Origin of the sequence: Mesorhizobium prunaredense (assembly GCF_900156895.1) — a bacterium.
Taxonomy (GTDB): domain Bacteria; phylum Pseudomonadota; class Alphaproteobacteria; order Rhizobiales; family Rhizobiaceae; genus Mesorhizobium; species Mesorhizobium prunaredense.
This window is the reverse complement of sequence record NZ_FTPD01000003.1, coordinates 162,952-178,002: the sequence shown is the minus strand read 5'-3', so window position 1 is coordinate 178,002 and position 15,051 is coordinate 162,952. Positions and strand designations below refer to the sequence as shown.

The following is a 15,051-nucleotide window of genomic DNA, read 5'->3' as shown; positions in this document are numbered from 1 at the left end:
AAAGGGAAGTGCGCTGAAATGGACGACAGCAGCGAACCGGCAACCCTCAGGGAAAGAGCTTATGCCAGCTTCACGCGGCATTTGCTGGCCCGCGATCTGCGGCCGGGACAGTTCGTGTCGCAGCGCGAACTGGTTGCCTTTACCGGGCTGCCGCTTGGCGCCATCCGTGAGATCGTGCCGCGCCTCGAGGCCGAGGGGCTTTTGGCGACCATCCCGCAGCGCGGCATGCAGATCGCTCATATCGACATCAACCTGATCCGCGAGGCCTTCCAGTTTCGCCTGTTCATGGAGCGCGAGGCGGTGGCGCTGTTCACCGTCAACGCCTCGGACGCTGTACTCGCCGGCCTGCGGCGCGAACATGAGGACATGCTGGCTCAAGCCTTGTCGCAGGCGCCGACGCCGGAAATGGAAGCCGAGGCCCAGAACATCGATTGGGCCATGCACGACACCTTCATCGATGCGCTGGGCAACGAGATCATCGCCAAGGCGTATCTGGTCAATTCGGTAAAGATCAGGCTGATCCACCAGGAGCGTTTCCGCATCGACGGGCGCGTCGTGCCGGTGATGCAGGAGCACCTGGCGGTGATCGAAGCGCTCGAGAGCCGCGACCCGCAAAAGGCGGTCGAGGCGATCAGCCGGCATATCGACAATGCGCGCCGGTTGGCGCTCCAGATCTGAGGAACGTATGGTTCGCGGCTGCCGCGACGCTATCCACAACGACAGCAACCCAAGGGAGGAAGAAATGTCGTCCAATCCGTTCAAGCCAACGAGAAGGCAAGTCCTTGCAGGAACCACGGCGCTCGCAGCCGCGGGCCTGGCCGGCCTTCGCCCGAGCTTTTCCGCCAGCGTCGACTGGAAGCGCTTTGCCGGCAGCACGCTCGACGTCAATCTGGTGAAAAGCCCGCGCAGCGACACCATCCTGAAATACATCGCCGAATTCGAGGAACTGACCGGCATCAAGGTCAACGCCGAGGCGACGCCGGAACAGCAGCAGCGGCAGAAGACGGTGATCGAGCTCAGCTCCGGCAGGCCGAGCTTCGATGTCGTGCATCTGAGCTATCACGTGCAGAAGCGCCAGTTCGAAAAGGGTGGCTGGCTGGCCGACATCGCCGGCTATCTCGCCGATCCGACCCTGACCGATCCCGGCCTGGTCGAAGGCGATTTCGCCGAGGCCGGCATGCTTTTCGCCAAGGACAACCAGGGCGTGCTGCGTTCGCTGCCCTTCTCGGTGGACTACTGGATCGTCTACTGGAACAAGGAGCTGTTCGAGGCCAAGGGCCTCAAATACCCTGAATCGTTCGACCAGTTGGTGGCCGCCGCCGAAGCGCTGACCGATCCATCGACCAACACTTTCGGCTTCGTCGCCCGCGGCCTGAAAAATGCCAACACGCCGGTGTGGACGTCGCTGATGCTCGGCTACGACATGACGCCACTCGACGACAAGGGAAAGCTGCGCACCGAAACGCCCGAGGCGATCGAGGCGGCTGCCCTCTACCAGAGGCTGATGACCAAGTCCGCCCCTCCGGGTGTCACCGGCTTCAATTGGGCCGAAGCGCAGTCCGCCTTTCTGCAAGGCAAGATCGGCATGTGGTTCGATGGCGTCGGTTTTGCCCCGCCGATGGAAAATCCCGAAAAGTCGCGCGTGGTCGGCAAGGTCGGCTATGGCGTCATGCCCAAGGGGCCCAAGGCGCATGCCTCCGGGACGTTTGGCGACGGCCTCGGCGTGACCGCCTCCAGTGAAAAGAAGGAGGCCGCCTATCTGTTCTGTCAGTGGGCGGTTTCCCCGGCGATGGGCGCACGCCTGCTCCAGGCCGGCGCCGGCGTGCCGTTCCGCAAGTCGGTGCTGGAAGATCCCAAGGTGCGCGAAGGCGTCACCATGCCGGCAAGCTGGCTCGATGCGGTGGTTCAGTCCGGCAATATCAGCAGGCTGGCCCTGCCGGTGATCATCCCGGTCACCGAGTTCCGCGACATCTATGGCGTGGCGCTGACCAACATGATTTCCGGCGCCGATCCTGCCGAAGAGCTGAAGAAGGCCACCGCGCAGTTCCAGCCGGTTCTCGACAGGAGCGAGCAGGGCTGATGTCGACCATCGCCCCAGATCGCACCGGGGTGACGACAGGTCGCACCGAGGTGACGACGGATCGCACCGCGGTGACGACTGAACAGGCCATCGAAGGGAGCCAGACGATCCGGCTGGCTCCCAACTACTGGCCCTTCGTCGTTCCGGCGCTCGTCGTCGTCAGCGCCGTGATCGTCTTTCCCTGGGCTTTCACGCTCTGGATGAGCGTCAATCGCTGGACGCTCGGCCAGTCGCGGAGCTTTGCCGGGATGGAAAACTATCTCCGTCTGGCCAGCGACCCGCGATTCTGGGAATCGCTTGTTCATACGTTGACCTACACCTCGCTGTCGGTGGCAGCGCCGATGTTCTTGGGCACTGTCGCCGCCCTGATCTTCGACGCCAGGTTTCCGCTGCGCGGCCTGCTGCGCGGCGTCTTCGTCATGCCGATGATGGCAACGCCAGTTGCCGTGGCGCTGGTCTGGACCATGATGTTCCACCCCCAGCTCGGCGTGCTCAACTACCTTCTATCGCTGGTCGGCATCCCGGCGCAGGAATGGATATTCAACGCCAACACGGTCATCCCTTCGCTGGTCGCGGTCGAGACTTGGCAATGGACGCCGCTGGTGATGCTGATCGTGCTGGGCGGGCTGGCCTCGGTGCCGCGCGAGCCGTTCGAGAGCGCCGAAATCGACGGCGCCAATGCCTGGCAGCAATTCCGCTACCTCACTTTGCCGATGATCGCGCCGTTCCTGATGATTGCGCTGATCATTCGCACCATCGATGCGCTGAAGAGCTTCGACATCATCTATGCGATGACCCAGGGCGGGCCTGGCACGGCGTCCGAAACCATCAACATCTATCTCTACAACACCGCCTTTTCCTACTACGACATCGGCTATGGCTCGGCCATGGCCGTGGTGTTCTTCATCGTCATCGTGGCGCTGTCCTTCATCCTCCTGATGCTGCGCCAGCGCTCGCAGTGGAACGACGCGGAGGGCAAATAGATGAGCTCACGTCTGCTCAACCAGATCGGCCTGTTTTTCGCGGCTCTGGTCATCGTCTCGCCGGCGATCCTGTTCTTTCTCTGGATGATCTCGCTTTCGCTGAAATTCGAGATCGACAACGGCGCCTATCCGCCGATCCTGATCCCCGAACGCTTCGCCTGGTCGAACTATGTAAAAGTGTTCGAGGAGAATAATTTCCTGCTCTATCTCTGGAATTCGGTTCTGGTGACCGGCACGGCGACACTGCTGGCGCTGCTGATCGGCGTACCGGCCGGCTATGGCATAGCGCGGCTCAAAGCCGAAAGATCGGCGGTCGTCATCATGATCGCCCGCATGACGCCGGGGCTGTCCTATCTCATCCCGCTGTTTCTGCTGTTCCAATGGATCGGAATCCTCGGCACGCTCTGGCCGCAGATCATCATCCACCTGGTGGTGACGGTGCCGATCGTGGTCTGGGTGATGATCGGTTATTTCGAGACCACGCCGATGGAACTGGAAGAGGCGGCCAATATCGACGGCGCCAGCTCCTGGCAGGTATTCCGGCTGGTCGCCCTGCCCATCGCCAAGCCGGGCATCGTTGTCGCCTTCATCCTGTCGGTCATCTTTTCGTGGAACAATTTCGTCTTCGGCGTGGTGCTCGCCAGCCGCGAAACGCGCACACTGCCGGTCGCCGTCTACAACATGCTCTCCTATGAGCAGGTGAGCTGGGGGCCGCTCGCCGCCGCCGCACTGGTGGTGACGCTGCCGGTGCTGGTGCTGACCATGTTCGCGCAAAAGCAGATCGTCGCCGGGCTGACCGCCGGCGCAGTCAAGGGCGGCTGAAGCCGCATTCCAGCTCGACATCACTCTTCTCCCGGAGAAATCCAATGGCATCGGTAACCATCAACAACGTGCAGAAGGCTTTTGGAGCCACCAAGATCATTCACGACGTCAGTGTCGACATCGCCGACGGCGAGTTCGTCATCCTGGTCGGCCCGTCGGGATGCGGAAAGTCGACGCTGCTGCGCATGATCGCCGGACTTGAAACGATCTCGGGCGGGAAGATCACCATCGGCGAGCGTATGGTCAACAATCTGCGGGCGCGGGACCGCAACATCGCCATGGTGTTCCAGAATTACGCGCTCTATCCGCATATGACGGTGGCCGACAATATGGGCTTTGCGCTCAAGATCAAGAAAGCCGATCCGGCCGATACCGCTGGCCGGGTCAGGAATGCCGCCAATATCCTTGGCCTGGAAAAGCTGCTTGAGCGCTATCCGCGTCAGCTCTCCGGCGGCCAGCGCCAGCGCGTCGCCATGGGCCGCGCCATCGTGCGCGACCCGCAGGTCTTCCTGTTCGACGAGCCGCTCTCCAATCTCGACGCCAAGCTGCGCGTCCAGATGCGCGGCGAGATCAAGGCGCTGCACCAGCGGCTGGGCACCACCACCATCTACGTCACGCATGACCAGATCGAAGCCATGACGATGGCTGACAAGATCGTCGTGCTGCATGACGGCCTGGTCGAGCAGATCGGCGCGCCGCTCGACCTCTACGACCAGCCGGCCAATCTCTTCGTTGCCGGCTTTATCGGCTCGCCCGCCATGAACTTCATTGCCGGCCGCATCGAGGAAGGCGTGTTCCGCAGCGCCGGGGGGCTGATCCTGCCGCTGCCGGAAGGCGCCCGCCCGACCGACGCTGCAGGACGCGAACTTGTCTACGGCATCCGTCCCGAGCACATCCGCGCAACTGCCCAGGGCATGCCGGGCACGGTCACGCTTCTGGAAGCCACGGGTTCGGAAATCTTCGCCAAGGTCGACTGCGCCGGCGAGGAAATTTCCTGCCTGTTCCGCGAGCGGCTGCCGCTCAAGCAGGGCGCGCAGATACGGATCGAAGTCGATCGCGCCTGCGCCCACCTGTTCGACGCGAAAACCGGTCGGCGTATGTGATGGTGTGGCCTGCGCGGCGGGTTCGCTGACGCGAGGGCCGTTACTCATGCGCGAACTATCGGCCGTTCGAGAGCCTTGTGAGAAGCGCGACCAGCTCCGACTGCCGATGCGTCTGCGTCTTCGCGAAGACCGATTTCAGCTGGTTGCGCCCGGTCTCATAGGAAACGCCAAGTTCGTCGGCTGCCGCTTCAACGCCGTGTCCCGAGCAAATCTTTCTCGCCAGCCTCGCTTCGGACGCTGTCAGCCTGAAGCAGGACTGCAGCACGGCTTCAGGAGGAGGAGGTCTCGCGTCAGGATCAATGAGGATGACGATTGCCTGGCACGGCGCGAGCGCGTTGTAGGAGACTTTCGGAAGTCGCAACGGATAGGCAAGAAGCGGCCGCCCTTGCAGTCTGGGCAGTGGCACGGGAGGCATCGATGCGGCCGTGTCCGGCGAACACAGCAGCGCTTTCAGCGATCGGTCGAGAGCATCTGTCGCGGTTCGGTCAAAGGACACCAGACGCCGGCGCGTAATCTGCAGACCCCGCCCCAGAAGCCTTTCCGCCGGAGCGTTGGGCCGGAGTACATTGCCGCTCCTGTCCAACATGACGGCAGGCGTTTCGGTGGCGCTAAACGCATCCAGTGCCGCGTCGGCCCTCCCGAAACCGATTGCCCGCGCAACTGCGGCCACAGAGCCCAGCTGTCTTGAAAGGTCCGCCAGCTGTCTCATTTCGTCTGGCGTGAACGGACCCTGTTGGATCGACCGCTGCAGCGACAGTGACCAGAAGTCGTCTCCTGCAGCGATCTTGACGGCCGCGCACCATCGCAGGCCGAAAGGCGCGAGGAATTCCTGGTAGTATGGATGCTTGGCGATATCGTCTGACGTCAGGAGGTCGAACTCCGAGGTGACCCCTTTCCGATCGAGGAAGTTGATGAGGCGATACCGCTCGTCGCGGTCAATCCATCCATCGCGGACATAGGTGTCGAGAGCAGGGGCCAATGGTGCGGCTGCAAGGCACGAGTGGCAGATGCCCTTTTATGTCGAAGAGCAGCGCTCCGGCGCTCCCGGTGGCCTTTTCTGCAACCTCCATCGCGGAATCCCAGCGCGATGGATCGAGGGCTGCCTCGACAAAGGCAACACCGATCGCGTCAAAATCGAAAGCAGCGCCCACCGCCAGCCCCTTGGTAGGCACCTATCTAAACATACTGAATCTTGAATGGCGAGTCGGGCCGCCCTCAGGGCCGCCCGCGATCGTGATGCAGCTTGGCGGTGCTTGCCGCCCGGAACTAGTGTTTTTTGGGCGATGTTGAAAAGCGATGCCTGAACCGGAACGGCGACCTTATCGCCGCAGCCCGCTGCGTTACTGGCCCTCGCCACTGCTCCTCCGCCGCGGCGGTGAACTGCGGAGCCTGCATCCGCCCAATGCACCCAGTCTTCAGCTTGCGTCTGGGGTTCGCCAGGAAATCGGCGACAACCTCCGATCCGCAAGGGTCAGAATCGATCACATCGTGGCCAATCCCGCGAAGCACGACGACCTGCCCAAAAGGAAGGCTTTTGGCCGCACGATAGGCCCAGTGAGTTGGTGTTGCCGGATCATACTCTCCAGACAACAGCAGGGTCGGGATATCCAGGCGGCGGGGACGCTTTGCGAAACCGCCATTCCCTGAGGAAACCAAAGCGGGCAAACCCAGGTATAGTCGGCCTCTCCGATCCACTTCGTCCAGTATTCGAGGCCCTTGTCAGGCAGCTCGGATCTGTTGGTCTCAGAGCAAGTGACCGAAAAATCCATGCCCTGGGCAATCTCGGTATCGTCACCTTCAAAGATCATATCCGCAAGCGGTCTGAAATCGTTTTCGTATGTTTTCTCGACCAGCTTTGGAAGATCTTCGATAGCGTAACGATCATAGAGCAACCCGAATATAAGCTCGAGAAAATCCGCGCCGGAGACATATCTGTACTGAGCGGGAGCGTTTTCTCTGTCATCGCTCCGCAAAAGCGCCGGCTGTTTGTCCAGCTGCTTTACGATCGCTCGCACCGCGTCTCCCAGCCCGCGCATGCAATTTTTTGATTTTTGGCAATCTCGTTCCAGCAGTCGCAAAGAACGATCCAGATTTCGCCCATCTTCCTTGAGGTAGTCGATATCAAGGGGAAGAACGGAATCCAGAATGCTCGCCGAGATGCCCTCTGGATACTCGTTCATCACTTCCAAGGCAACTCTTGTGCCGTAAGAGACGCCGTAGAGTACCCACTTCTTTATGCCAAGAGCCTTCCGAACGTCGTTGACGTCTGCTGCATTTTCGGTGGTGTTGTAGGCGAAGAGGTCAATGCCCTTTGCTATCAGCGCGCTTCGGCACGCGACCACCTCATCTCTCATGAGCTTGTCAAAGCTGATCTCGGCATCGACGCTTAGCGAAATGGAGTTCCAATGATCGGCCTTGAAGTATCGCGAACAGCTGAGCCTGGGGATTGACTTTCCTATCCCTCGTTGGTCGACCACGACCACTCGGCGCCCGATCATCCAATTTTGATCACTTATGAACTGCCACCATGCCTCGATGTCTTCCCGGTCGCCAATATCGGTGGGCTGGCCAGGCCCGCCCGTGAGAAACACAATGGGCTCATGCCGCTCGCGATCGGGTTCGAAGACCACCACCGATAGAGTGATTTCAGTCCCAGAGGCTTTTTTGCGATTTTCAGGGACATTGAGCGTCCCGCATGTCATGCCACGGTCGCGCGGAATCTCGAACCAACAATTGGTTTTCTTGAACTCTCCCGCATGGATATCCCCGCTCCACGCGCAAAAGAGAAATACAGCTGACGCGAGCTTAAGGAGCACTCGAACCAGATTGTTGAACATACGCCGGAAAGAAGTGTGCATGTTGCCCTCCATCATGCAGCAGGCTTGAGGCATTCTCTCGCCACCGCTGAGCTTGGACGCGGTTCGTAGCTGGCGCCGCATCACCCGGCGGCGGTCAGTGCGGCAAATGCAATAGCGACTTTATCGGTGCTCCTCGACGAATGCCTTGCAGGGCAGTGACAACTGCTCGATCATGCTTTCAAGATCGCATTTGCCGATCGGTATCATTGGGCAGAGCCGTCTATAGTCACGGTTGCATTGCTTGCCCTGGAAATTTTTGAAAGCTTTTGCCTCGGCGACCGGCGGGTTCAACAGTATTCCCGAGCAGGCTAACGCCAGGCTTAACCACAGATGCTTCCCCATAACGCTCCCCACCGGTTGCTCCCAATATACGGGGCACAGGGTACTCCCCACGCAATAGATGATCGTGGTTTCCCGGCCCACCGAATAGCTATCAATTATGAGTGCCTTCGATGGGCCGCGCATGACCCATTTGAGTACAGGGTCATAGGCGACGATGGCGTCCGGGCAGTTGTCACCGTTGGCCACTCCTGAGCGTCCAGGAGCGTCGCATTCGGGTTGGCGCATGCTGACGAGATCGTCGGCAAGGACGCGGACTGCTTCGATGCCGGACCTGCCGCCGCCGAGCGGGAAGCATAGATGTTGTGGACGCCTTCGCGATCCAGCAACGACTGTCTCCACCGGCGTATCAATCAGCATTACGAGTCTGAGCCGGCTGCCAAAACATGCCGTACCAAACTGCCGCGAAAGGTATGGCGGACCCTTACTAAGCTTTTGAAAATTTGGTGATCCCGACAGGAATCGAACCTGTGACCTACAGATTAGGAATCTGCACGGTTTAAAAAACTTAAAATCAATAGCTTGCAGACATCACGCTCGGCAGCACGGAAAGGCAGAATCTGGTGGGACTGCCTCCGCGCGTAGTCGCATATGCGGGCGAACAAGGCTACTGGATCCTGGACATCCCCGAAGAGGTACGGGCTAACCTCTCCGATTTGGCCCTCCGGGTTTGCTGGGGGTCTCCGTAGTGCTCGTACCGGGAAATTTTTACGGTTCGCACTCTCCCACCGATGACTGTAAGTTCATATTGACTATTAAGTCGTTTTGACTTTATTGTGCGCGCGCATGGCGGCGGTGCATCTCCCAGGACGGACCGTTCAAGCGATTAACACGGCCTGACGGCGCGCGTATAGGAAGGGTCAGATCCAACAATGCCAACCTTTGTCAGTCGACATCAGAGGGCGTACCCCGGAAGTTCTGGCTTGGTGCTTGCGATTTTATTGACGCTTTGCCTGGTCGCGACCGGCTGCGCGACACGAGCGATGAACGTGCTCCAACCCCCCACTGTCGCCGCTAGCGAGGCCACGCGGATTAATCTACTGGTCGCCACGACACGAAAGCCGTCAAAGGACGCCGGCCGACTTTATTCAGGCGAGCGCGGAACGGCGATCTCGTTGGACAGCGTCACTGTCACCATACCTCCGGATCGAAACCGAAAGATCGGTCAGATCCAGTGGCCTTCACGCGTTCCCCCAGATCCCGATCGGGAGTTTGCCATGGTCGGGGTCGACAAAGTCGCAACGGAAAGGCAGGTCTTCGATTGGTTCCGCAAGAACCGAAACGCAAAGCGACAGGTGCTCATTTTCGTGCACGGCTACAACAATACCTATGCCGACGCCGTGTTTCGTTTCGCTCAGATCGTCCACGACTCGGGAACTGACGCAGCGCCTATTCTCTTCGCTTGGCCATCGCGGGCTAGGGTCTTCGACTATCTTTACGATAAGGAGAGCGCCAACTACTCGCGCCGAGCCTTGGAGGACTTGATCCTCCAGGCTTCCATGAGTCCGGACGTCGACGACGTCACCATTCTCGCTCATTCGATGGGGACGTGGCTTGCCGCGGAGGCGTTACGCGGTGTCGCCATGCGTAAAAATTCGATCCCGGCTAAGGTCAGGAATGTCGTCTTGGCGTCTCCGGATATCGACATCGATGTGTTTCGTCGACAATTTGTCGAGATGGGGCCAAATAAGCCGCGTTTCACAATCTTCACGTCGACGCGGGACAAGGCTCTAGAGGTCTCCCGCTGGCTATCTGGTGGAATTTCGCGTGTCGGCGGTACCGATCTCACGCCATATACGGCGGTTCTTGATGAACTCGGAGTTGTGGTTATCGACACCAGCGCAATAGCGTCGGGAGATTCGCTGGGCCACAATGCCTTTGCCGACAGCCCTGAGATTATCCGTTTGCTGGCACAGCGCCTGGGGGGGCAATCTGTGGCCGGAGGCGAGGCTGGGTTCGCGGATCGCTTAGCTGCGGCGGCCGGTAGTCTCGGCCGGTCGGCGACGCGCAAAACCGTTACCGCCCCAGTTGATAGCAGCGAGGCACGCAAATTGTTGAAGCGTGAGTCTACCACCTCGATCGGGCAGATCGTTGATGGCCAGATCTCGTACTGAAATATCTGTGTGGACGGGCTCGGGCCAAACGAAACGATAGTGGTGATGCAAAGCCAGTGAGCTTGATGTGGACGTTCTGGTCAATATGACCTATTGTGCAATCTGTTGTTTGAGATCGGACCAACGATGGCGAAGATCAATCCTATTCGTCGAGCTGAAATTGGGCGCGAAAAGCGCGCGCGAACCCGTGCAGAGCTCCTAGCCGCGGCTAACTCGTTGTTCGCCAAGCAGGCCGTGGAATCGGTAACAGTCGACGACGTAGTCAGAGAGGCCGGCGTCGCCAAGGGTACTTTCTACGTTCATTTCGATGGCCTAGACGCTCTTACGGCGGCGGTCGCGGAGGAACTAGTCCAGTCTTTCGACGAAATGCTGCAAGCCGACCGGCTCTCACTCGCTGATCCTGCCCTTCGGATTGCGTTCGGGTGCAGCTCATTCATCGACAAGGCCCTCAATGATCCTCGATGGGCCAGCCTTGTCGCCAGAATGGCGGCAGCAGCTCCGAAGGGTGGCGAGCTCCTCCGCAGCCGGCTTTTCGAAGACCTGCAACAGTTCTCGAAGAGCTTGCCGGACGCCGGGGCATCCGCGGAGCTGAACCTGGAGATCGTCGTTGGGATCATGCTCCAGCTCATGCGCGCGCTCGGCGAGCGCAGGCTGTCATCGCTCCATCGTGACGCGGCCATCAGCGCCATCCTGCGCGCTATAGGCCTCAATGCTGGGCAGGTGAAGTCGGTCCTTGCGCGCTTGCCTGGACCTGCCGACGGCGCAGTGCCTGATGGGCCGAGGCCGCCGAAGTCTCAGCGTCCAGGTGCGGCGAGCAGCGCGGCCTGATCTTGGACTGCCGCCCTCAAGCGGCGATTTCCGTTAACTGTTCGCCGAGATCGAGTGCTTTGTGGCGGCACCAGATCCTTGCGTTGATCCGGTCACCAGAGTGCGGCCGGCGCTGCTTGCGGCCGAGCAGCCATTGAATTCACGCCGCTGCATAATTCATATTGACTATTTAGTCGTTTTGACTATACTGTACAAATATCAGTTTCGGCGGGCCTTTGCCAGACAGGAGGAAAGGCTAGTGACAAGCGTATCTCAAGCTCCAGGGTCGCACGTGCTCCGTATCCGGCGTCACGGGCTCGCAACTGCGTTGCAGCGCGCCCTCGAACGGTATGCATTCGAATCGGAGGTGTTGGAGTGTGACGGCGCCGACCTCGGCAAGGCAGGGAGGTCTAGGGCATGACATCAGGCGCTGCAGCTCTGTGCCTCGGGCCAAACGGCTCGGGCGGGTTTACAGTTCGGCAATTTACCAGGCGAAGTCCGGCGGCAGATGAAATTGAGATCGCCGTGGCCGCGGCTTCGGTGAACCCGATCGATGTGCGCCGTTCCGAAGGCTACGGCAGGAGGCTGCTATCGCTGATCGGAGCCGGCACGTTTCCGTTAGTGCTCGGCAACGACCTTGCGGGTACGGTTACTGCGGTCGGCTCCCGTGTGGCGACTTTCAAGATCGGCGATCGAGTTTACGGCGTAAAGCCTGCTTCAACCGCCGGGACCCACGCCAGCCATGTGCTGGTCAAGGCTATCCACGTGCTGGCGGTTCCTGAAGGCCTTGACCTTCACCCGCTCGCTGCAATCCCCTACAGCTTCACGACAATGTGGCTCGCTGTACGCGGAGCGGGCCTCACCCGGGAGAACGCCGCCGGAAAGAACGTGCTGGTCCACGGTGCCGCCGGCGGACTGGGGACGTTAGCAACGCAGATGCTCTCCGCATGGGGCGCGAGAGTTACTGCGATTTCCCGGAAGTCAAACAGCAAGGTGTGTCTTGAGGCGGGTGCCACCGAAGTGGTCGAGCGAACAGACGAGCTGTTCGTCTCCTTGTCGCGCTCTTTCGACGCAACTCTCAACTTCGCAACCTGGGAAGATGATCGCGTATTGCTAGGCTGTCTGCGCGACGGTGCGCTCGGTCACGCAACCACCGTGCACCCAATGTTAGGGAACTTCGACCGGCTTGGCTGGCTGCGCGGTATGCTAAAGACAATCTCGCAAAAGAAGGCTCACCGACGCGCGCTGCCGAAGGGCGCCAGCAATTACGCATGGGTCCTCTTCAAGCCGGACAAGGCAGCACTGGATGACTTGCGCCAGTTCGTCGAACACAGCCATGTCAGCCTCCCGATCGGGCTGTGCAAGCCGCTCGCCGCAGCAGGTGTGGCTTTCGACCACGTCAGGAAAAGACAGCCGGGGCGCGTGCTGCTGCTGCCCTGATACCACAGTCGAGCGTTGCGACGAGCGCGAAGGGGCGCACCTCAGGCTTTCATAAGGTGCGCTGTCCATCAAAACATGCGTACGGCCGAGATGCTTTATCCAATCCTATTCAGCGCTGGCCGAGGCCGAGAGCTCGAAGCGTCGCGTCGAGCGCTTGGCTGGTCGTTTCGGGCCGGGGACCTCGCGCAATAATTCCGCGCGTCACCTCCAGCCATATTCCAATTGCGATGTCGGCTGCCAACTCTACGTCGCGCATGCTCACCCGGCCCTGGGCAATCGCTTCCTCGATGTCCGCCTTGAGATTCCCGCGAACCCCTATGCCGAACTCAATGGGCGATTGCGAGCTCTGAATAACAAGGCGGGCCCAGTCCGTGTCCGCGCTCGCTCTCTCCAGGAATTTCATGAACGCGAAAGATAGGCGCTCAATCGGATCCCGCCGCTCGAGCCTGGCAGGCGACAGCAGCTCATCAAAGCTCTGACTGAGCTCGGCACCCACCGCAGCGGCCAGATCTCCCATGCTCTTGAAATGATAGTAGAAGGTCCCCTTGGCAACGCCCGCAGCCTCGACGACAGCATCCACCGTGAGCGCCTCGTGCGTACGCCCCCCAAGGAGCGTTGCGCCTGCTTCCACTATCTGCGCACGCGTTCGCGCCCGCTTCTCACGCCCTATCTCCGCCCTGCGCGCCACATCGACTTTCGCCATCCGTCATGCCTTTTCTGCATTGCAGCCTTGCGTCATTCTCGTATTGACTATATAGTCGAGTTGACTTAATTGTCCAACATTAAAATTGGCCGCCGGCGCTCATCGACGCTCGGACGTCGATTCTGGTCAGTCGATGGTCCAAAAGGGTAGCCGTTTATACGTCGGCATAATAGCGGGGCAACTTGCCCTGTTGTCTGCTGTCCTGGGAGTAATGGCGAAAGGTTAGGAGAGAAGCATGTTAGAATATAATGCCTCGCAAGCCAGTCGTCGCGATTCCCATGGATCGGACGCTCCTTACATGCAAATTGACCCGCGCCTGCTCCTCTCATCGATCGTTCACGATTTCAATAATTTGCTCACACCAGTTGTGAATATCTTGGAAGAGTTGCAGCACCGCCGCGACAGCACGCGCAGAGAGCTCGGAAAAATCGATGCTGCCATCTACTGCGCGTTTCGCGCGAAGGTTCTCGCCCGGCAACTGCTCGACTTTGCAAACCCGAGGCCGGCAATGCCCGAACCGACAGATATGCGCCAGCTACTCGCGCAGCTCGAGCAAGTGCATGCCAGCGTTCTCTCACCAGATATCAGACTGACAATGGAAGTCGCCGACCGGCTTCCGCCGGCCATGATCGACCAGCAGCTCGTCGAACGAGCACTTCTCAATCTAGTTTTGAACGCACGCGACGCCATGCCTGCCGGCGGCGACCTCACCATTGCTGTCGACTTGGCGTTTCCGCCTTCAACCAAAACGGGTCTGCCAAAACGGATGATCCGGCTTGCCGTCAGCGACAACGGCATTGGCATGGAAGACCGGACGCTCAAAATGGCGGGCCAGCCGAATTTCTCGACAAAGGTAAACGGAACCGGCCTCGGCCTGGCGACCGTCAGGCAGATCGTAGAAAGTCTGGGCGGCGGACTCTCGATAACCAGCAAGCCCCGACATGGCACCACGATCGATTTGTGGCTGCCCGCAATGTGGGCGAGTTCGAGCAAATGAGCTGGCGCTAGCGGGGAAGGGAATACCATCATGGAAGTCTCTGCTCTGCTCGAAAGATGCGTGACCGCGCTTCGGGAGTGGGTGGCCCCGAGCTACAGGCCGGAACTCCATTACATGCGCGGCCCAGGCCCCGCATCTGCACAGCGCAAGATTCAGTTTGAATCGAAACGGGTGCTGCCGCTCCTGCGGAACTCTCGACGATAGGCTAGTCAATGCCCGCATGTGCAGAAGTCGCCGGGTTCAACCTGCCTCAAGGGACGGCGACGAGCCCCAATGCCAGCGCGACATCGGCAGCGACCGCATGGCGAACCTCAGTGACTTCCGCAGCGTCGGTTATTGGCTTGCGCCTACGGACATGCCTCTCGCCGGTGCTCGCTATCCCGCCCGATGCTGCCTGAATATGTGAAGGTGCTACAATGATGTGTATAACATGCTGCCGCGTTTTTTACGGGCGACCCGTCCGGTATTACTTCTGCTCAAAGATGTGTTGGGAGGACGCCAAGACAAACACCCCATGGAGGATTCTCGCGACTGATTGGGATGGGTCCGCCTGGCCGCCTGTTAAACTGACTACTACCGCTCGCTTTCCTAAACCATTCGAGTCAACCCGCCGCAGAGGAAAACCCCGGCTGGACAGAAGTACCGCTTACATACTCCAGCAATATGGATCTCCAGCAGGTTCAGTCGTCAACGATCCTCGAGACGCCGCAGAGATACGTCGACCCGTCCACCGGTGATGTGATCTGCTACGCAGACAACCGCATTCAAAAGCTTGCCCGACGGCGAATACCGCCGGGGGACTCAC

Annotated in this window: 14 protein-coding genes; 9 read left to right on the top strand and 5 right to left on the bottom strand. The window is 59.9% G+C overall.

Annotation, left to right across the window (positions count from 1 at the left end; genetic code table 11):
• The first annotated feature begins 18 nt into the window (after positions 1 to 18).
• From BQ8794_RS03445 to BQ8794_RS03425, 5 genes are all read left to right on the top strand, one after another.
• The gene (locus BQ8794_RS03445) at positions 19 to 678 is read left to right on the top strand and encodes a GntR family transcriptional regulator (protein ID WP_077373108.1); all 660 of its coding nucleotides are present in this window, start codon (positions 19 to 21) and stop codon (positions 676 to 678) included.
• Positions 679 to 742: 64 nt separating this feature from the next.
• Positions 743 to 2,080 (top strand): ABC transporter substrate-binding protein, encoded by a 1,338-nt coding sequence (locus BQ8794_RS03440; RefSeq protein WP_077373361.1) that lies wholly within the window; start codon positions 743 to 745, stop codon positions 2,078 to 2,080.
• Positions 2,080 to 3,063 carry a carbohydrate ABC transporter permease gene (locus BQ8794_RS03435; protein ID WP_077373105.1) on the top strand — a complete coding sequence of 328 codons (984 nt, stop codon included), beginning with the start codon at positions 2,080 to 2,082 and terminating at the stop codon, positions 3,061 to 3,063. The genes BQ8794_RS03440 and BQ8794_RS03435 overlap by 1 nt, the downstream gene beginning before the upstream one ends.
• Positions 3,064 to 3,885: a carbohydrate ABC transporter permease gene (locus BQ8794_RS03430; RefSeq protein ID WP_077373101.1), complete on the top strand. Its 822-nt coding sequence runs from the start codon at positions 3,064 to 3,066 to the stop codon at positions 3,883 to 3,885.
• Positions 3,886 to 3,929: 44 nt separating this feature from the next.
• The gene (locus tag BQ8794_RS03425) at positions 3,930 to 4,988 is read left to right on the top strand and encodes an ABC transporter ATP-binding protein (RefSeq protein WP_077373098.1); all 1,059 of its coding nucleotides are present in this window, start codon (positions 3,930 to 3,932) and stop codon (positions 4,986 to 4,988) included.
• A 55-nt stretch (positions 4,989 to 5,043) separates the two neighbouring features.
• Here BQ8794_RS03425 and BQ8794_RS03420 read toward each other — a convergent pair whose 3' ends face one another.
• From BQ8794_RS03420 to BQ8794_RS03405, 4 genes are all read right to left on the bottom strand, one after another.
• Complete coding sequence (locus BQ8794_RS03420) at positions 5,044 to 5,967, bottom strand: helix-turn-helix transcriptional regulator (protein ID WP_244554838.1); 924 nt, start codon at positions 5,965 to 5,967, stop codon at positions 5,044 to 5,046.
• Positions 5,968 to 6,254: 287 nt separating this feature from the next.
• Entirely contained in the window at positions 6,255 to 6,578 is a 324-nt protein-coding gene (locus tag BQ8794_RS37255; protein WP_167378611.1) for an alpha/beta hydrolase, read from the bottom strand.
• The gene (locus BQ8794_RS03410; protein ID WP_167378610.1) at positions 6,470 to 7,846 is read right to left on the bottom strand and encodes an alpha/beta fold hydrolase; all 1,377 of its coding nucleotides are present in this window, start codon (positions 7,844 to 7,846) and stop codon (positions 6,470 to 6,472) included. The genes BQ8794_RS37255 and BQ8794_RS03410 overlap by 109 nt, the downstream gene beginning before the upstream one ends.
• A gap of 120 nt (positions 7,847 to 7,966) precedes the next feature.
• Positions 7,967 to 8,545 carry a hypothetical protein gene (locus BQ8794_RS03405; protein ID WP_077373092.1) on the bottom strand — a complete coding sequence of 193 codons (579 nt, stop codon included), beginning with the start codon at positions 8,543 to 8,545 and terminating at the stop codon, positions 7,967 to 7,969.
• A gap of 623 nt (positions 8,546 to 9,168) precedes the next feature.
• On the opposite strand from BQ8794_RS03405, the gene BQ8794_RS03395 reads away from it, so the two are divergent.
• The 3 genes from BQ8794_RS03395 (at position 9,169) to BQ8794_RS03385 (ending at position 12,546) form a co-directional block, all read left to right on the top strand.
• The gene (locus tag BQ8794_RS03395) at positions 9,169 to 10,299 is read left to right on the top strand and encodes an alpha/beta hydrolase (protein ID WP_167378617.1); all 1,131 of its coding nucleotides are present in this window, start codon (positions 9,169 to 9,171) and stop codon (positions 10,297 to 10,299) included.
• A gap of 126 nt (positions 10,300 to 10,425) precedes the next feature.
• Positions 10,426 to 11,127: a TetR/AcrR family transcriptional regulator gene (locus tag BQ8794_RS03390; RefSeq protein WP_077373089.1), complete on the top strand. Its 702-nt coding sequence runs from the start codon at positions 10,426 to 10,428 to the stop codon at positions 11,125 to 11,127.
• 396 nt (positions 11,128 to 11,523) lie between these two features.
• Positions 11,524 to 12,546 (top strand): alcohol dehydrogenase catalytic domain-containing protein, encoded by a 1,023-nt coding sequence (locus BQ8794_RS03385; protein ID WP_077373086.1) that lies wholly within the window; start codon positions 11,524 to 11,526, stop codon positions 12,544 to 12,546.
• A 109-nt stretch (positions 12,547 to 12,655) separates the two neighbouring features.
• Here the strand turns inward: BQ8794_RS03385 and BQ8794_RS03380 are convergent, their stop codons facing one another.
• Complete coding sequence (locus BQ8794_RS03380) at positions 12,656 to 13,249, bottom strand: TetR/AcrR family transcriptional regulator (RefSeq protein ID WP_077373083.1); 594 nt, start codon at positions 13,247 to 13,249, stop codon at positions 12,656 to 12,658.
• A 298-nt stretch (positions 13,250 to 13,547) separates the two neighbouring features.
• Between BQ8794_RS03380 and BQ8794_RS03375 the strand changes: the two genes are divergently transcribed.
• Entirely contained in the window at positions 13,548 to 14,246 is a 699-nt protein-coding gene (locus BQ8794_RS03375) for a sensor histidine kinase (RefSeq protein ID WP_210189807.1), read from the top strand.
• Positions 14,247 to 15,051 lie beyond the last annotated feature (805 nt).

Bases quoted from the DNA above. Each gene is read 5' to 3' on its own strand.
- BQ8794_RS03395 (WP_167378617.1), top strand. From the start codon at position 9,169: ATGAACGTGCTCCAACCCCCCACTGTCGCCGCTAGCGAGGCCACGCGG.
- BQ8794_RS03425 (WP_077373098.1), top strand. From the start codon at position 3,930: ATGGCATCGGTAACCATCAACAACGTGCAGAAGGCTTTTGGAGCCACC.
- BQ8794_RS03375 (WP_210189807.1), top strand. From the start codon at position 13,548: ATGCAAATTGACCCGCGCCTGCTCCTCTCATCGATCGTTCACGATTTC.
- BQ8794_RS03380 (WP_077373083.1), bottom strand. From the start codon at position 13,249: ATGGCGAAAGTCGATGTGGCGCGCAGGGCGGAGATAGGGCGTGAGAAG.
- BQ8794_RS03440 (WP_077373361.1), top strand. From the start codon at position 743: ATGTCGTCCAATCCGTTCAAGCCAACGAGAAGGCAAGTCCTTGCAGGA.
- BQ8794_RS03430 (WP_077373101.1), top strand. From the start codon at position 3,064: ATGAGCTCACGTCTGCTCAACCAGATCGGCCTGTTTTTCGCGGCTCTG.
- BQ8794_RS03385 (WP_077373086.1), top strand. From the start codon at position 11,524: ATGACATCAGGCGCTGCAGCTCTGTGCCTCGGGCCAAACGGCTCGGGC.
- BQ8794_RS03405 (WP_077373092.1), bottom strand. From the start codon at position 8,545: ATGCTGATTGATACGCCGGTGGAGACAGTCGTTGCTGGATCGCGAAGG.
- BQ8794_RS03410 (WP_167378610.1), bottom strand. From the start codon at position 7,846: ATGCACACTTCTTTCCGGCGTATGTTCAACAATCTGGTTCGAGTGCTC.
- BQ8794_RS03390 (WP_077373089.1), top strand. From the start codon at position 10,426: ATGGCGAAGATCAATCCTATTCGTCGAGCTGAAATTGGGCGCGAAAAG.
- BQ8794_RS03435 (WP_077373105.1), top strand. From the start codon at position 2,080: ATGTCGACCATCGCCCCAGATCGCACCGGGGTGACGACAGGTCGCACC.
- BQ8794_RS03445 (WP_077373108.1), top strand. From the start codon at position 19: ATGGACGACAGCAGCGAACCGGCAACCCTCAGGGAAAGAGCTTATGCC.